The sequence below is a fragment of the Caulobacter sp. genome (assembly GCF_039596335.1).
Classification (GTDB): Bacteria; Pseudomonadota; Alphaproteobacteria; order Caulobacterales; family Caulobacteraceae; genus Caulobacter.
The window spans coordinates 119,634-134,718 of record NZ_JBCNJZ010000006.1 but is presented as its reverse complement, the minus strand read 5'-3'; the positions used below and the strand labels follow the sequence as shown (position 1 = coordinate 134,718).

The window sequence follows — 15,085 nt, the reverse complement described above, 5'->3', positions numbered from 1 at the left end:
TCAGGCCGCCGCGCCAGTCCCCGAGAACCTCGTCAGGTGGTGGTCGGTCCCGCCCAGCTGCCCCTCGATCACCGTCAGGCGCTTGAAGCAGCGGCCCACGATCAGCTCCTGGGTCATGCCCATGCCGCCGTGCAACTGCACCGCGTTCTGGCCGACGAAGCGGCCGGCGCGGGCGGCGGTGACCTTGGCGGCGCTGACTAGGTGGGCGCGCTCGATGGGATCACCGTCGATGGCCGCGACCGCCCGGCGAGCGATGGCGGCGGCGCGGCGAGCTTGGATGTTCATGTCGACCAGCCGGTGCTGCACGACCTGGAAGCTTCCCAGAGCCTGGCCGAACTGCTCACGCTGCTTGGCGTAGGCGACAGTGTCGCGCACCAGGCGGCGCATCAGGCCGGCGGCCTCGATGCAGAGCGCGGCCACGGCCTCGTCGCGAACGCGGTCCAAGCACGCGGGCAGCTGGATCGGCCCCCGCGCGGCGACGCCGGCGAACGACAGGTCCGCCGCCATCCGTCCGTCGATCGTCGCCACGGGCCGGCGCGCAGGAGCGTCCGGCGCGACCAGGAAGGCGGCCGCCTCGCCGCCCGGCAGAATGGCCAGCACCAACACGGCCTTGGCGGAGAGCGCGTCAACCACGATCTTGGCCTCGCCATCCAGGCGCCAGCCGCCGTCGACGGGCGTGGCGGTCAGGGCGGCGGGCTCCAAACCTGCGACGGCGACCATCGCGCCCTCGCTGGCGATGGCGGTCAGCAGGGCGTCGCCCTCGGCCGTGGGGGTGGCCGCCAGCAGGCCGGCGGCGACGATGCCCGTCTCCAGGAACGGGGTTGGCAAGCACAGCTCGCCCAGCACCTCCAACACCGGCGCGGCGTCGGCGAAGGCCAGGCCCGAACCGCCCAGCGCCTCGGGAACCCGCAGGCCGGTGACCCCGGCGTCACGCAGCGCGCTCCAAGCCCTCGCCTCCCCGGCCACGGCTAGGCGGGCCAGCAGGGCGTTCTTCAGCTGGACATGGTCGAAGCTCATGCGCTCACCCGCGCGTCGGCCAGGATCAGGTCGGCCGCCCGCCAGGCCATGGCCATGGTCGGGCCATTGGTGTTGCCGGCCGGGATGGCGGGCATGATCGAGGTGTCCATGACCCGCAGGCCCGCGACGCCCCTCACCCGCAGGCGCGGATCGACCACCGAGGCCCCGTCCGAACCCATCCGACAGCTGCCCACCGCGTGATAGCCGCAGGTGCCGAACTGGTCGTAGGCGGCCAGGATCTCGGCGTCGGTCTCATAGGCCGGTCCCGGCATGGTCTCCTGATCGATCAGGTCGGCCAGCGGCGCCTGGCGGGCATAGTCGCGCATCACCCGGATGGCGCCGACCATGGCCTGGCGGTCCTGCTCGGTGGCCCGGTAGTTGGGCGAGAACCGCGCGGCCGCATCCGGGTCGCGGGTCTGGATATGGATGCTGCCGCGCGAGGTCGGACGCAGGGGATAGACCACCGCGTTCATGCCCGGGAACGGCTCCAGCGCCGTGCGCTGCTTGGCGAAGTCGAAGCTGTAGGGCGCGATCAGCATCTGGGCGTCGGGGCGATTCAGGCCCGGCCGGGTCTTGAACCAGCCACCCAGCTCATACGCCGCCGACGACATCGGCCCGTCGCCGGTCAGGTAGTAGCGCGCCGTCGCCGCCAGCAGTCGCCAGCCGGAGAACTCGCGGTTCTGCGAAACCGGCTGCTTCAGCTTCCACTGCAGGATGACGCCGCGATGCTCGAGCAGGCCCTCGCCGACCTCGGGATTGTCGTGGACGACCGGGATGCCCAGCCGCGTCAAGCGCTGGGCATCGCCGATACCAGAGCGCTCCAGGATGCCCGGGCTAGCCATGGCCCCACCGCAGACGATGACCTCGCGCCGGGCGCGCAGCACCTCGGTGGCGCCGTCGTGCAGGATCTCGACCCCGACGGCGCGCTTGGCCTCGAACACCACGCGATTGACGGTGCGCTCGGTCAGGACGGTCAGGTTGGCCCGCTTCTCGGCCGGGCGCAGAAAGGCGGTGGCGGCGCTCTGGCGCTTGCCCTTGTGGATGGTGCGCGGGGCGTAGCCGATCGAGACGGCGTCGTCGGGCGCGTTGACGTCGGTCTTGACGGTCCAGCCCATCGCCTGCCCCGCCGCGATCTGGGCCGCCGAAAGCTTGTCCTTCAGGGTCGGCATCGAGACCTTCAGCGGACCGCCCGCCCCTCGGGTTTCATTGCCCCCCAGGGCGTGGTCTTCCAGTTCGCGATAGGCCTGCTGGATGTGCTCCCAGCGCCAGTCGTCGCTGGACAGGTCGGCGATGGCGTCGAAGTCGGCGGGCTGACCGCGCACGTACATCATGCCGTTGACCGAGGTGGAGCCGCCCAGCACCCGGCCGCGCACCCAGACCTCGGACTGGCCGGCCGTAGACTCTTCGGGATGGCTGGCGTGGGCCCACAGGTGCTTGGGATCAGCCATCACCTTGGCCAGGCCCTTGGGCATGGTGATGAACGGATGGGTGTCGCGCGGCCCGGCCTCGACCAGGGCCACCCGCACCGAAGGATCCTGGCTCAGCCGGTAGGCCAGCACGCAGCCGGCCGCCCCGGCCCCGGCGATTACATAGTCGTACTCGGCCATAGCCGCGCCTCCTCAGTCTTCGGGTGCGATCGCGACTTCGAGGCCGTCCATGCCGGCCTCGAACTTCAGCTGGCAGGACAGGCGCGAGCGCTCGGTGCGGTGTTCGGAGCTGTCGAGCAGGTCGTTCTCGTCGCCGGCCAGTGGCGGCAGGCGCTCCAAGTCGCTCTCGCGCACATAGACGTGGCAGGTGGCGCACGAGCAGCAGCCGCCGCACAGGGCCACCAGTTCGTCGAAGCCCGCGCGACGGATGATCTCCATTACGCTGAGACCCACCTCGGCCTCGATCGGGTGACGGGTCTCGTCGCGGGTGATGACGGTAAGGCTGGGCACTGGGGTCTTTCGATCTTTATGGAAAAGGGGCGCGAGCAGGCGGGGGAGCGCCTGCTCGCGGGTCGTCAGAACTTCAGCGACAGCTCCACCAGGATCTCGCGCGGGTTCTCGACGAAGGCGGACATGTCGGCCAGGACGCCGGTGGTCGTGCCGGTGCCCGTGCCGCCCGCGAACGGGATGTCGTTGGCCGAGGTCACCACCAGCTCGTTGGTCAGGTTCTTGCCGATCAACGCCAGGGTCCAGCGATTGTCCGGGCCGCTGACGCTGATCGAGGCGTCGACCTTGGTGTAGCCCGGCTGCCAGCCGTCGGGCCGCAGGGTGTCAGTGAAGTTGTACTTGCTGGTCCGGCTGACATCGCCCGACATCCGCAAGGTCAGGTTCGAGGCGACGTCGCGCTCGTAGCTGGCCCCGACACGGCCGGCGAACTTGGGCGCCTTGGGCGGGGTGCGGCCGTTGTAGTCCTGGGCGGTGAAGGCGCCGGCGACCAGTTGCTGGTTGCAGCCCTGGGCCACGGTCTGGCCGCTGTAGCACTGGCCGACATAGTCGATGTACTGCACGTCGTTATAGGCCGCCGCGCCGCGCAGGCTCAGGCCTGGCACGCCGGAGACGCGGTAGTTGACATCGGCCTCGACGCCGCGCGTGCGCAGCTTGCCGGCGTTGTCGGCGATCAGCGACACCGACTGCGGATCGAAGGTCTGAACCTGCAGATCCTTGTAGGTGTACTGGAACGCGGTGACGTTGAACTGCAGGTCGTGGCCGAACTGGATCGTGCGTAGGCCGATCTCGCCGCCCTCGGCTGTCTCGCTGCCGAAGCGGCCAGCGTCGACGCTGGCGGTCGGGCTCAGGGCCTGCGAGATGTTGAAGCCGCCCGACTTGAAGCCTTGCTTGTAGGCCGCATAGATCGTGGTGTCGGTCTCGGGCTTGTAGCGAACGCTGACCTGCGGCGAGAGATTGTCGTCCTCGAATTTGTCCGTGAACCGGATGCCGCCCGGGAAGGCCCCGGCAAAGGCGATGTGAGCCGGCAGCGAGCGCTGGTACGAGTCGCGAGATTCATGCGACCAGCGCGCCCCGCCCGCCAGCTCCAGCTCCGGCGAGATGTTGAACGTGCCTTCGCCGAAGAACGAGTAGGATTCGCTCTTGAAGCCGTTGTCGCGCTTGAAGGTGGCGTAAGTGCCCGACGACGGATCCAGCGGCACCGGGAAGATGTAGGCATCGGTGTTGAAGTCGAAATCGCCCTTCGAATAGAAGGCGCCGAACAGCACGTTGAACGGCCCGTCGAACTTGGACTGGACCCGGATCTCCTCGGCGAACTGCTCGAAATCGGCCAGCTGCGAGAAGGTGGCCGGATAGGCCTCGCCCGAGACGTTGTTCAGGTCGGTCTGCTTGAAGTGGTAGTAGGACGTGATCGAGGTGATGCCGAACTGGCCCAGGGTCAGGTTGCTGGTCAGCGCCCCAAACTGCGAGCCGAAGTCGGCGTACATCCGGCCGTCGCGGGCATAGCGATAATTGGCCTGCGCCACCTGCGTCGGGATGCTGGAGCTGTCGGCCACGCCGTTGATCTTGCAGTCGGCGTTCGGGCTAGGCGGGATGCCGTTGGCCGAGAACGGCGTGGTGCGGCCCGCGCCGCAGATGCGCTCCAGCACGTCGGTCGGACCGCCATCCTTCAGGTCGGTCAGGCCGGCCTTGAGCTGGAAGGTCAGGTTTTCGCTGGCGTCCCAGTCAAGCGCGCCGCGGACGCTAAACACTTCCTGGCCGCCGCGCCGCTTGGCGTTGCGGTGGCGCTGCATGCCCAGCGGATCGGTATATGTCTCAGCGGCGCTGTTGGCGAACGCCCCGTCCGACTTCGAATAGCGGCCGGCCAGGCGGGCGCGCAGGGTGTCGGCCAGCGGGCCGGAGACATAGCCTTCGACATAGCGCTCGCGGGCCTTGAAGCCGTAGCCGGCCTTGACCCCGGCTTCCGGCGTCGCTGTCGGGCCGTTGGTGACAATGCTAATCAGGCCGCCGGTGGTGTTCTTACCGTAGAACAGGGCCTGCGGGCCTTTCAGCACCTCGACCCGCTGGACGTCGAACTGCGGCAGGCTCAGCTCACGACCGCGGCTCATCGGCAGGCCGTCCATCACGAACGACACCGACTGGTCGAAGCCGGCGCTGAGCGCGGTCGAACCGACGCCGCGCAGGAAGATGCTGGCCGACGAGCCCGAGGCCGCCTTGCCGGCGATCAGGCTGGGCACCATGGTCGCCAGGTCCGACACCCGGGTGACCGAATAGGCCTCCAGCGCCTTGCCGCCCATGGCCGTGATGGCCACCGGGGCATCGATCAGGCGCTCGTCACGGCGGCGAGCCGTGACGATGACCTCATCCAGCGACGTCACGCCCTGTCGGACGGCCGCCTGTTCCTCGGCCGGCGCGCCTTGTGTGTTTTCCGCGGCGATCGCCTGCGGCGCCCAAGCGCCCAGCGCGAACGTGGCGCAAGCCATCAGACCCGCGCGGTATCCCTTGCTCGTCATCCTGAGCTCCCTCTCCCTGGGTCCACTTGGCGGGACCTCGACGCTAATCCTAATGACAGTAGATTTAACGTCAACAGGCTTGATGGCGGTTAATTCGTCGATTGATTAAAGTCAGACGCAAGTTCACCTACACGTTGTAGGTTTGCGGATCGGTCACGGCTTGAGCCCTGGCGGAGCGGGTGCGAAACTAGGCTCCACGTCGAATCCCAGGGATGTCGTTTGGCTCGCCCGTCTTCTCCGCTCATTTCTCGCGAAAACGCCGCTGAGGCGGCCCTGGCCGTGATCGACGAGGTGGGCCTCGCCAAGCTGAGCCTGGTGCGGGTCGCCCAGAAGCTGGGCGTGCAGCCGCCGTCGCTGTACCACCACTTCACCGACAAGGCCGCGCTGCTGGAAGAGGTGGCGCGCCTGCTGCTGCTGAACCTGCCGGGCCTGGAAAAGACCGAGCTGCCCTACGAGGAGCGGATCGTCACCCTGTGCGTGTCGGCCCGCCGGTCGCTGCTGCGCCATCCGAATGCGGCCGTGCTGATGCTGCAGTTCTTCCCGCGTCACCTGCTGCTGGCCGCCTATAACGAGGCGGCCGCTGGCGACCCCTACCCGCCCGAATTCCACATGGCGGTGATCGAGGGCACCGAGAAGCTGACCTTCGGCTCGGCGCTGTTCGCGGCCGCCGCCCAGGCGCGCGGTATCCCGCCCATGCCCGAAGCCGACCGCGAGAAGCTGCCACGCCTGGCCCTGGCGCTGGACGCCAACCCATTCGACGACGAGGAGTCGCTGTTCGTCGAGACCCTGCGGATCTTCTTCACCGGCGTGGCCGAACGCTATCGCCGCGGGGCCTTGGGCCAACCAGTCAGCGACAGCGAACAGCTGGAAACCGCCTAGGGCTTCCAGCGCAGGGGCAGCGTCTCCAGCGCCATCACCGTGCCCATCCGGAAGGCGTGACGCTCGCCGGGCGTGGCTTCGAAGGCCGGCACGCGCTTGAGCCATTCCTCGGTCAGGATGCGCAGCTCGGCGCGGCCCAGCACGTGGCCGACGCACAGGTGCGGCCCCGAAGAGAAGGTCAGGTGCGCGGCGCGTTTACGGTCCAGATCGAAGGCGTTGGGCGCATCGAACTTGCGCGGATCGCGGCTGCCGACACATAGCACATTCAGCACCATCTCGCCCTCGCGCAGACGCGCCTCGCCGATGTCGCGGTCCTTGACCACCAGACGCGGGGTGTTGACCACGCCGTACAGGCGCACGGCCTCGTCGGCGAAGGCGGGGATCAGCGAAGGATCGGCGACCAGCCGCGCCTGGACGTCGGGCATCCGCGCCAACTGCTGGTAGGCAAAGCCGGTCACATTGGTCACCGTGTCCATGCCGCCTAGGAACAGTACGAAGCTCATGGCCAGGATCTCGTCCTCGCTCATGGTGCGACCGTCGATGTCGACATGGATGAAGTGGCTCATCAGCTTGTCGTCGGGGTTGGCGCGCTTCTCGTCGATCAGCGCCTTCAGCGTGCCCAGGATCAGGCCCGACAGGCGACCCAGCTCGGCGGCGTCGTTCTGGACCTGGAAGAAGCCTTCGGCGAGATGGCGGAACTCCTGGAGGCGCGACAGGTCCATGCCCATCAGCTCCATGAACACCGTCACTGGGAAGATCTTGGAGACCTCGACCTGGAAGTCACAGTCGCCCCTCGCGACGACGCGATCGACGATCTGGCGGGCCAGCTCGCGGATGCGCGGCTCCAGGGCCTTGACCGCCACCGGCCCGAACATCGGCATCATCGCCCGGCGGTACGGCAGGTTCTCGGGCGGGTCCAGGCTGAGCGGGATGAAGAACGGCGGGTTCTCCACCCGCGGGATCTGCATCTCGCGCACCGAGAAATGTTCGGGATCGGTGACCACCGCAGTGATGGCGTCGAAGCCCTTGGCAATCCAGTGGCCGCCGTTGCGGTTGGTCCAGAAGAGGTCCGGCGCGTTGGCCAAGGCCGCGGCGTAGTCGCCCTGCACGTCCTCGCCGATGCGGGGATCGCCGTAGATGTCGAAGTCGAACACCAGGTGGTCGGGCACATGCGCCGGCTGCTGGCCGGCGACGATAGCGGGAGCGTTCATGGCGGGTCCTCTCAGCGGACGCGAACGAGGGTCTGATGGGCGCCGGCATAGGCCTGGCGCACGGCGGGCTTGGACAGCTTGCCAGTGGCCAGACGCGGCAGCGGCTCGGCAGAGAAGGCGACGTAGCGCGGCACCTTGTAGTTGGAGAGATTGAGGTTGCAGTGAGCGATCAGCGCCTCGACGGCGACCTCGGCCGGGCCGTGATAGACGACCATCGGAGTCTCGCCGAACTTGTCGTCCGGGGCGGCGATGACCAGAGCCTCGACCACGCCGTCGAACTCGCAGACCACGCGCTCGACCTCGGCGGCCGAGATGTTCAAGCCGCCCGAGATGATCAGGTCCTTGAGCCGGTCAACGAAGGTCAGCAGGCCGAGCTCGTCCAGCATGCCGATGTCGCCCGAGTGCAGCCAGCCGTCGCGGATGGCCTGGGCCGTGGCCTCGGGATTGCGCCAGTACTCCTTCATCATGCCTGGCGAGCGCATGACGATCTCGCCTGCCTCGCCCGGGGCGCAGTCGGTTCCGTCGGGCCGCACGACGCGCAGGTCGATGAAGAGGCCGCCCCAGCCGCACTTGTCGGGTTCTTCCAGGGCCAGGTGGGCGGGCATGACCGTGGCGTTGCCGCCAACCTCGGTCTGGCCATAGATCTGGCGCAGGATGACGCCCTTGGCCCTCCAAGCCTCCAGCAGCGCGCGGCTGACCCGCGCCCCGCCGACCGTGGCCAGGCGCAGCGACGACAGGTCAGCTTGCGCGAACTCCGGCAGGGCCGCGATGGCCTCGAAGAACACCGGCACGGCGGCGAAACAGGTGATCTTCTGGTCCTGGATCAGGCGCAGCGTGTCGGCGGGAACGAACTGCGGGACCATGAAGATCGAGCAGCCCTGGGTGATGTAGTGCATCAGCTGCACGAAGCCGGCCGAAGTGTTGAGCGGCGCCAGGCTGATGATCCGCGAACCCGGCCCGGTCGAGGTCTCCTCGCTGGCCCAGTTGGCGGCGTAAGACGTCATCGAGCGGTTGGTGAAGACCACGCCCTTGGGCCGCGCCGTCGAGCCGGAGGTGGCGATGATCACCACCCGGGCGTCGGGATCCACGTCGCGCGCGATCGCGGCCGGCTCGCCGTGCCGCAGGGCCTCGATCTCAGCCATCGCCCGCACCGGCGGCCCGGCCACCTGCATGCGGTCGGCGAATTCGGGCGCGGCGAAGGCCAGGCGCGGCTGGGTGTCCTCGCACAGCTCGCCGATCTCGCGGACGGTATAGCGGAAGTTCACCGGGCTCACGATGCCGCCGGCCCGGATGACGCCGAAGATCAGCGCGCAATAGGCCAGGCTGTTCAGCGAGCACATCGCCACCCGCTCGCCCGGCCTCAGGCCATCGGCGATCAGCATGGCCGCAACCCGGTCGGACCAGGCCTTCAGGTCGGCATAGGTCAGGGTCTCGCCGCCCAAGACGACGGCGGGCTGGTCGGGCCGCATCCGCGCCCACCAGGCCAGGGCTCCAGACAGGGTCTGCGCCATGTTTCCTCTCTCTCGCCGGTCTGCGCCGGCTGTTTGTCGGCCTTCGAAATCCTGGCGTTAGAGCAGAGCTTCCAGCGCGTCGTAGTAGCGGACGATGTTGCTCTCGAGCCCGCAGTAGACGGTGGTCTCGGGCACGCCGGCCTCCAGCCCGATTTGGCTGATCTCGGCGGCGCGGAAGTCCTCGCCGCCGAAGACGTTCAGGATCAGCTCGTAGGAGCGCGCGAACACCTCGCGGGCCTTGTCGGTGGTCGGCTCGCCCGGGGTCAGCATGAAGTACTCGACGGTCGTGCGCCCCGTATCGCGCGGCATCAGGATCATCACGCTGGTGTAGTACTGGCTGGTCACCACCACGCAGTTGGGGAACGCGGTGTAGGCGTGGGTCACCAGCTTGTGGATGTTCTGGCCTGGGTCCTCGTCCAGCATCTCGGGCACGTAGCCGATGCGGCCCGACACTTGGCGGATGTTGGTCCCGAACAGGTCGACGATGTTGGGCGCGTCCTGGAAGAGATCGCCGATCGAGGCCGCGTGCAGACGCTGCACATGATAGCCCTCGAGGAACGGCTCCAGGATCACCTTCCAGTTGGCCTTCAGGTCGAAGGTCTTGCGGCCATAGACATGGGCGGTCGGAATGCCCAGGGCGGCGAAGTCGGCGGCGACCTGGTCGTGCAGCTGCGACCAGTCGGCGGGCTGGCTGCGGTCCAGCTGGACATAGACGATGCCGCCCCATTCGCGGGCCGGCAGCTCGACCAGGCTGCGCTGGCTCTTGTCCAGGTTCAGGAAGGCCTCGTTGCGGGCCACGCCGATCAGCTTGCCGTCGATGCCGTAGGTCCAGGCGTGATAGGGGCAGGTCACCCGCCCGCGCTTGTGGACTTCGCAGTCCTCCAGCAGCTTGGAGCCCTTGTGCTGGCAGGCGTTGAGGAACGCCTTGATCTCGCCCGAGCGGGTGCGGGAGATCAGCAGCGGCACGCCGTAGCCGTCATGGGCCATGACCATGCCCGGCTCGGGCAGCAGGGCCGACACCGTCACCGGCACGGGATAGCGGCGGAAGATCTTCGCCTGTTCGGCGTCGTACCGCTCGCGCCCGGTGAAGATGGCGTTGGGGCGCGTAGCCTCCAGCGGCTCGACCACGGCGTCGACCTCGGCCGGGATCTTGCGGATCGCCGCCTGCTGGTTGGCGGTCAGAGCCGCCAGGGTCGTGACCTTGCGCTCGGCGACAGGCTTCTTCTCAGCGACGAGATCCATGATCACGCCTCCCTTTTATCGTTGGCTGAAGCCTAGCACGTAAAAACCTAATGACAATAGTTTTAAGCGACTGCGACGCCCATTTGCTTGAGCGGGATCAAGCTGTTCGCCAGTTCCGCAGGTTCAATCCGGGCGCCGTCGACGACCAGCTTGCGGCCCTGGACGTAGTCCTTGACGGCATTGACGCAGTCCAGCGCCACCACTCTGCCCTCGCGCAGGTAGATCACCGAGAACGACCGCGTCGCCGGATCGCCGCGCAGCACCGCCTGGTCGTGACCGGTCGACAGGCCCACGGTCTGGAGCTTCAGGTCGTACTGGTTGGACCAGAACCATGGCGCGGCGTCGTACGCGTCCTCCCCGCCCAGGATGGCGGCGGCGGCCACGGCGGCGTGATCGTTGGCGTTCTGCACCGACTCCAGCCGGATCCAGGCCCCGTCGGCATAACGGTTGGCGTGCAACGCGCAGTCGCCGATCGCCAGGACGTCCAGCAGGCTGGTGCGGCACAGGCCGTCCACCGCCACGCCGTTGCCGCCCTCCGCGCCCGCCGCCAGCAGCGGCGCCACCGAAGGTTCGATGCCGATGCCGACCACGACCATCTGGGCCGGGACGATCTCGCCGTCGGCCAGGCGCACGCCGGTGACCCGCTGGCCGTCGCCTTCCAGGCAGTCCACGCGTGCGCCCAGGCGCAGATCGACGCCGTGGGCGCGATGCTCGGACTCGTAGAAGCGCGACAGGGCCTCGCCGGCCACCCGGGCCAGGACACGGTCCAGCGCCTCCAGCAGCACGACCCGCTTGCCCAGCTTGGTCAGGACGGCGGCCGCCTCCAGGCCGATATAGCCGCCGCCGATGACCACGACCTGCTCGACATCGGGCAGCTCGGCCATCATCCGGTCGACGTCGGCGCGGGTCCGCACGGCGTGGACGCCTTGCAGGTCATAGCCGGCGCAGGTCAAGCGGCGCGGCGCTCCGCCGGCCGCCCAGACCAGCTTGCCGTAGCCCAGGGCCTCACCGTCCTCGAGGGTCACGGCGCGGGCCTGAGGATCGACAGCCACGACCGTCCGCCCCAGGATTATCGTCATGCTCCGCTCGGCCCAGAAGGCCTCGGGACGGAGCAGCAGGCGATCGAAGGCCTTGTCGCCGGCCAGGTAGTCCTTAGACAGCAGCGGCCGCTCATAGGGCAGCTCGGGCTCGGCCGAGACGATGGCGATCGAGCCGGTGAAGCCGCCCTGGCGCAGGGCGACCGCCGCGTGGGCGCCGCCATGGCCGCCGCCGACGATCAGGACGTCATAGCGCTGCATGATTCAATCTCTTCTCGCAGTCGGCATGCGCCGGGCCAGGAAATCCAGGACGCCGGCGTTGAAGGCGTCGTTGCGGTCACCGGCGACCATGTGGCCGGCGCCGACCACGTCGACGATCTCCAGGCGCGGCATCAGAGCCTGGAAGGCGGCTACGCCGGCCGGGCTGACGACATCGCTGCGCAGACCGCGCACCAGCAGCACCGGGATGTCCGTCCGCGCCAGGGCCACGGCCGAGCGCCGGACTTCTTCATGATGCGTCTGGGGATCGGCCTCGACGATGCGCGGGTCCCAATGCCAGGCCAGTCGGCCATCAGACCGCTGGCGCAGATTGCGCATCAGGCCAGAGGGATCCGAAGGCCGGGGGCGGTCTGGATTATAGGCGGCTACGGCGTCGGCGGCCTCGTCCAGTGAGGCGAAGCCGTCGGGGTGGCCGCGCATGAAGCCGACGATCCGGCCGACGCCCTCGGGCTCCGGCTCTGGCACGATGTCGACCAGCACCACGACGGCGGGCTGGAGGCCTCGCGCCACGGCCTGGATCGCCGTCGCCCCGCCCAGGGACGCGCCGACGAGGGCGAACGGGACCCGAAGGTCGCGGGTCACCGCCGCCAGGTCGGCCGCGCGATCGTCCAGGTGATAGGCGCCCGCGGCGGACCAATCGCTGTCGCCATGTCCGCGGGCGTCGTAGTTGATCACCCGATAGCCGCGCACCACCAGGGCCGTCATGGCCCCGGCCCAGCTGTAGCGGGTCTGGCCGCCGCCGTGCAGCAGCACCGCGACTGGCGCGTCCGGCGGACCATCGACGTCCGCCGCCAGGGTCAGGGCGTCAGGCGTGGCGATCCTCATCGGGCCTCCGTCGCGAAGATCGCCGAACTGACCGTTGGCGCGCCCGGCCCACCGGCTAGCAGGCAGTAGCGCGCGCCGGCGACGGGATTGGCCGAGGTCCCGCGCAGTTGCTCCACCGCCTCGATCGCCATGCCGATGCCGTGGATGAAGCCCTGGGCCAGATTTCCGCCCGCGGTATTGACCGGCAACTTGCCCGTCGGCGCGATCAGGTTGTCGTAGCGCACCACCTCACCGACGCTCTCATAGGTGCAGAAGCCGTGGTCGATCAGCGAGGCCACGCCCTGGGCGCTGAAGTTCTCGTAGAGCTGGACCACGTCGATATCGGCCGGGGCCAGGCCGGTCTGGGCCCATATTCGGCGCGCGACGGACTCGAAGCCCGCCGAGGCGTAGTGGTCGTCGTTCTGCAGCAGGTCGCCCCAGCCGCGCCCCGCGCCCTGTGCCACGCCTTTCAGATAGACCGGCTTCTGCTTCAGGTCCCGCGCCCGCTCGGCCGAGGTCAGGATCAGGGCGCCGGCCCCGTCGTTCTCGCGCGAGCAGTCGAACAGGTGGAACGGCTCGCTGATCATCCGTGAGGATCGATAGACCTCCAGATCCAGATCCTTGCCGTAGGCGATGGCCTTCGGGTTGCGCGCGCCGTGGTGATACGAGGCCCGGACCAGATCCTCCAGGCATTGGCGGGGCACCTTGTGGTGCTCCAGCATCCGCTGGGCGCGCATGGCGCACTCGATGGCCGGGGCGACATTGCCGGCGGCCATGATGTGGTCGTTCAGGTGGTGGGCCATGACCGCGCCGGAAAGCCGGCCGCTGTCGCCCTGCACCAGGGCTCGGAACACTACGACGGTCCGGGCCTGGCCGCTCATGATCGCCGCCGCCGCCAGGCCGAAGGCCGCCGCCATCCCGCCACCGCCGCCGCCAAACACCTGGGCCGACCAGCACAGATCTCTGGTCCCCAGGTCCGGGGCCATGCGGACCGGCTCGTTCTTGTCGTCGCCATACGAGACGAAGCCGTCTATCTCGGACGGATCGAGGCCCGCGTCCTCGCAGGCGTCGACGATGGCGCCGACCAGAACGCCCTGCTCGGGCAAAGGCGCGCCGCCGCGCTTGTACTGCCGCACACCGACGCCGACGACGGCCGTGCTCACGGGAAAGCCGCTCATGCCGCCATCCTCCAGCGCAGGCCGGGGATGGTTCGGCCATAGACCTCGGCCTGGCCCACGTGACCGGTGACCGCCGCGCCGATGACCGGCTCGCCCTCGCCGTCCAGCACGCCCATCAGCCGGATGTCGCCCGCGTCGGGCAGAGCCACTGACAGGGTCACGAACGGCGAGCCGAACCCTTCGGTGCCCTCGAACGGATGCCAGGTGCGGGTCCAGGAGTAGATCACGCCGCGCATCGCGACGGGCTGCCAGGCGAACGCCCAGCTGCCGCAGTCGCCGCAGCGGAACGGCGCTGGCCAGCGCCAGCGTTCGCACGCCGCGCAGCGCGGCAACTCCAGCCGCCCCTGCGCCAGAGCCTCCCAATATCGCGCGTCCTGGCCCAGGCCCTTCATCGGCGATCTCCCTGACGGCGTCGTCTTGTCGCGACGCCTTAGTCGATCACTTAAAGTCACCGCCTGCTGGGATCAATCATTTTTCCTAACATCATTAGTTTTGAGGTCGTGAGAAGCTCCGTCGAGGCCATCGCAGCCTATTGCTAAACGGGCTCCGGTCGCGCCAGCACGCCGTGGAAGACCAGATCCAGCACGTGCTGGACATACTGCTGGCGCACCTGCTCGGTCAGTTCCGACAGACCCAGCGTCGTGGGCAGCGAATAGCCCGCATAGAAGATGTGCTCGCAGGCCCCAACCACGCTGTAATACAGCATGCCCGGGTCCATGGGCCGGAACGCCCCCTCGCCCACGCCCTGCTCGACGATTGCGCGGTAAGCCGAAACCATCGGCTCGACGAAGATCTTGGCGACCCGCTCGCTGGAGGCCGTATCGCCGCGAGCGATCATGTAGTTGATCAGCCGGTTCACATACGGCGATCGATAGTAGGTGTTGATAATGCCGCCGATATGGATGCGCAGCTTCTGTTCGGCGGTGAGATCCATCGAAACGAGACTGGCCAGATCAGCCATCGAATGCTCGGCCACGCGCTCGAGCAGAGCCAGCAGCAGACCTTCCTTGCTGCCGAAATAGTACTTGATCAGGGCCGAGTTCAGGCCCGACCGCTGAGCGATTTCGCTAAGCGACACCTCGATCGTCGAGCGCTCGGACAACAACGCCGCTGTCGCATCGAAGAGGATGCCGCGCGAATCGCGCCGCCCCTGCTTCGCATCCTGTTCCTTAGCCCGCACTCGGCCTCCCCCTTGATGGAGGGCAAACTAGCTAATCGATTGACTAGATAGTCAACGGCTTTGAGGCTTGGGTTTAGAAGCAGACGCGCCTTAGGCTTGGCCGCTTGGCGTCCTACGTAGCGCTGTGGCGACTGGCGCCCCATGTCGGACGAAACAGATAACTACGAGTACGCTATTCTACTCCATCGCTTGCCTAGGAGTGACAAAGGCCAAAAGCGTGGCCCCCGTGCCCGTAAGTGCTAAGCGGAGGCTACCGCTGGAACTGGAAATCGCCAAGCGTCACAAGTCCAAAGGATGGAAGCG

General features: G+C 68.1%; 13 protein-coding genes. 1 reads left to right on the top strand and 12 read right to left on the bottom strand.

Features of this window, described 5'->3' with window-relative positions; translation table 11 throughout:
* The 4 genes from ABDW31_RS14010 to ABDW31_RS13995 form a co-directional block, all read right to left on the bottom strand.
* Positions 1–1,017, bottom strand: a complete 1,017-nt coding sequence (locus ABDW31_RS14010) for an acyl-CoA dehydrogenase family protein (RefSeq protein WP_343699038.1) — start codon at positions 1,015–1,017, stop codon at positions 1–3.
* Complete coding sequence (locus ABDW31_RS14005; protein WP_184720014.1) at positions 1,014–2,624, bottom strand: GMC family oxidoreductase N-terminal domain-containing protein; 1,611 nt, start codon at positions 2,622–2,624, stop codon at positions 1,014–1,016. The genes ABDW31_RS14010 and ABDW31_RS14005 overlap by 4 nt, the downstream gene beginning before the upstream one ends.
* Before the next feature lie 12 nt (positions 2,625–2,636).
* The gene (locus ABDW31_RS14000; protein ID WP_184720016.1) at positions 2,637–2,954 is read right to left on the bottom strand and encodes a 2Fe-2S iron-sulfur cluster-binding protein; all 318 of its coding nucleotides are present in this window, start codon (positions 2,952–2,954) and stop codon (positions 2,637–2,639) included.
* A gap of 65 nt (positions 2,955–3,019) precedes the next feature.
* Positions 3,020–5,461, bottom strand: a complete 2,442-nt coding sequence (locus ABDW31_RS13995) for a TonB-dependent receptor (protein WP_184720018.1) — start codon at positions 5,459–5,461, stop codon at positions 3,020–3,022.
* A 219-nt stretch (positions 5,462–5,680) separates the two neighbouring features.
* Between ABDW31_RS13995 and ABDW31_RS13990 the strand changes: the two genes are divergently transcribed.
* Entirely contained in the window at positions 5,681–6,340 is a 660-nt protein-coding gene (locus tag ABDW31_RS13990; protein ID WP_343699037.1) for a helix-turn-helix domain-containing protein, read from the top strand.
* Here the strand turns inward: ABDW31_RS13990 and ABDW31_RS13985 are convergent.
* The 8 genes from ABDW31_RS13985 to ABDW31_RS13950 form a co-directional block, all read right to left on the bottom strand.
* Positions 6,337–7,551, bottom strand: a complete 1,215-nt coding sequence (locus ABDW31_RS13985; RefSeq protein WP_184720022.1) for a cytochrome P450 — start codon at positions 7,549–7,551, stop codon at positions 6,337–6,339. The two genes, ABDW31_RS13990 and ABDW31_RS13985, sit on opposite strands and share 4 nt — an antisense overlap.
* A gap of 11 nt (positions 7,552–7,562) precedes the next feature.
* Positions 7,563–9,062: an AMP-binding protein gene (locus ABDW31_RS13980; protein ID WP_184720024.1), complete on the bottom strand. Its 1,500-nt coding sequence runs from the start codon at positions 9,060–9,062 to the stop codon at positions 7,563–7,565.
* 57 nt (positions 9,063–9,119) lie between these two features.
* Positions 9,120–10,304 carry an aromatic ring-hydroxylating dioxygenase subunit alpha gene (locus ABDW31_RS13975; RefSeq protein ID WP_343699036.1) on the bottom strand — a complete coding sequence of 395 codons (1,185 nt, stop codon included), beginning with the start codon at positions 10,302–10,304 and terminating at the stop codon, positions 9,120–9,122.
* 62 nt (positions 10,305–10,366) lie between these two features.
* Positions 10,367–11,602, bottom strand: coding sequence for an FAD-dependent oxidoreductase (locus ABDW31_RS13970; RefSeq protein ID WP_184720028.1), 1,236 nt, complete (start codon positions 11,600–11,602; stop codon positions 10,367–10,369).
* 3 nt (positions 11,603–11,605) lie between these two features.
* Positions 11,606–12,445, bottom strand: coding sequence for an alpha/beta hydrolase (locus ABDW31_RS13965; RefSeq protein WP_184720030.1), 840 nt, complete (start codon positions 12,443–12,445; stop codon positions 11,606–11,608).
* Positions 12,442–13,602, bottom strand: coding sequence for a transporter (locus tag ABDW31_RS13960; RefSeq protein WP_184720032.1), 1,161 nt, complete (start codon positions 13,600–13,602; stop codon positions 12,442–12,444). The genes ABDW31_RS13965 and ABDW31_RS13960 overlap by 4 nt, the downstream gene beginning before the upstream one ends.
* Positions 13,599–13,994: a zinc ribbon domain-containing protein gene (locus tag ABDW31_RS13955; RefSeq protein WP_184720033.1), complete on the bottom strand. Its 396-nt coding sequence runs from the start codon at positions 13,992–13,994 to the stop codon at positions 13,599–13,601. Before ABDW31_RS13955 ends, ABDW31_RS13960 begins: the two co-directional genes overlap by 4 nt.
* A gap of 143 nt (positions 13,995–14,137) precedes the next feature.
* Positions 14,138–14,782, bottom strand: a complete 645-nt coding sequence (locus ABDW31_RS13950; RefSeq protein WP_184720035.1) for a TetR family transcriptional regulator — start codon at positions 14,780–14,782, stop codon at positions 14,138–14,140.
* Positions 14,783–15,085: the final 303 nt, after the last annotated feature.

Excerpts from the sequence above, each read along its gene's own strand:
- ABDW31_RS14010 (WP_343699038.1), bottom strand. The coding sequence starts at position 1,017 with ATGAGCTTCGACCATGTCCAGCTGAAGAACGCCCTGCTGGCCCGCCTA.
- ABDW31_RS14005 (WP_184720014.1), bottom strand. The coding sequence starts at position 2,624 with ATGGCCGAGTACGACTATGTAATCGCCGGGGCCGGGGCGGCCGGCTGC.
- ABDW31_RS13995 (WP_184720018.1), bottom strand. The coding sequence starts at position 5,461 with ATGACGAGCAAGGGATACCGCGCGGGTCTGATGGCTTGCGCCACGTTC.
- ABDW31_RS13985 (WP_184720022.1), bottom strand. The coding sequence starts at position 7,551 with ATGAACGCTCCCGCTATCGTCGCCGGCCAGCAGCCGGCGCATGTGCCC.
- ABDW31_RS13980 (WP_184720024.1), bottom strand. The coding sequence starts at position 9,062 with ATGGCGCAGACCCTGTCTGGAGCCCTGGCCTGGTGGGCGCGGATGCGG.
- ABDW31_RS13975 (WP_343699036.1), bottom strand. The coding sequence starts at position 10,304 with ATGGATCTCGTCGCTGAGAAGAAGCCTGTCGCCGAGCGCAAGGTCACG.
- ABDW31_RS13970 (WP_184720028.1), bottom strand. The coding sequence starts at position 11,602 with ATGCAGCGCTATGACGTCCTGATCGTCGGCGGCGGCCATGGCGGCGCC.
- ABDW31_RS13965 (WP_184720030.1), bottom strand. The coding sequence starts at position 12,445 with ATGAGGATCGCCACGCCTGACGCCCTGACCCTGGCGGCGGACGTCGAT.
- ABDW31_RS13960 (WP_184720032.1), bottom strand. The coding sequence starts at position 13,602 with ATGAGCGGCTTTCCCGTGAGCACGGCCGTCGTCGGCGTCGGTGTGCGG.
- ABDW31_RS13955 (WP_184720033.1), bottom strand. The coding sequence starts at position 13,994 with ATGAAGGGCCTGGGCCAGGACGCGCGATATTGGGAGGCTCTGGCGCAG.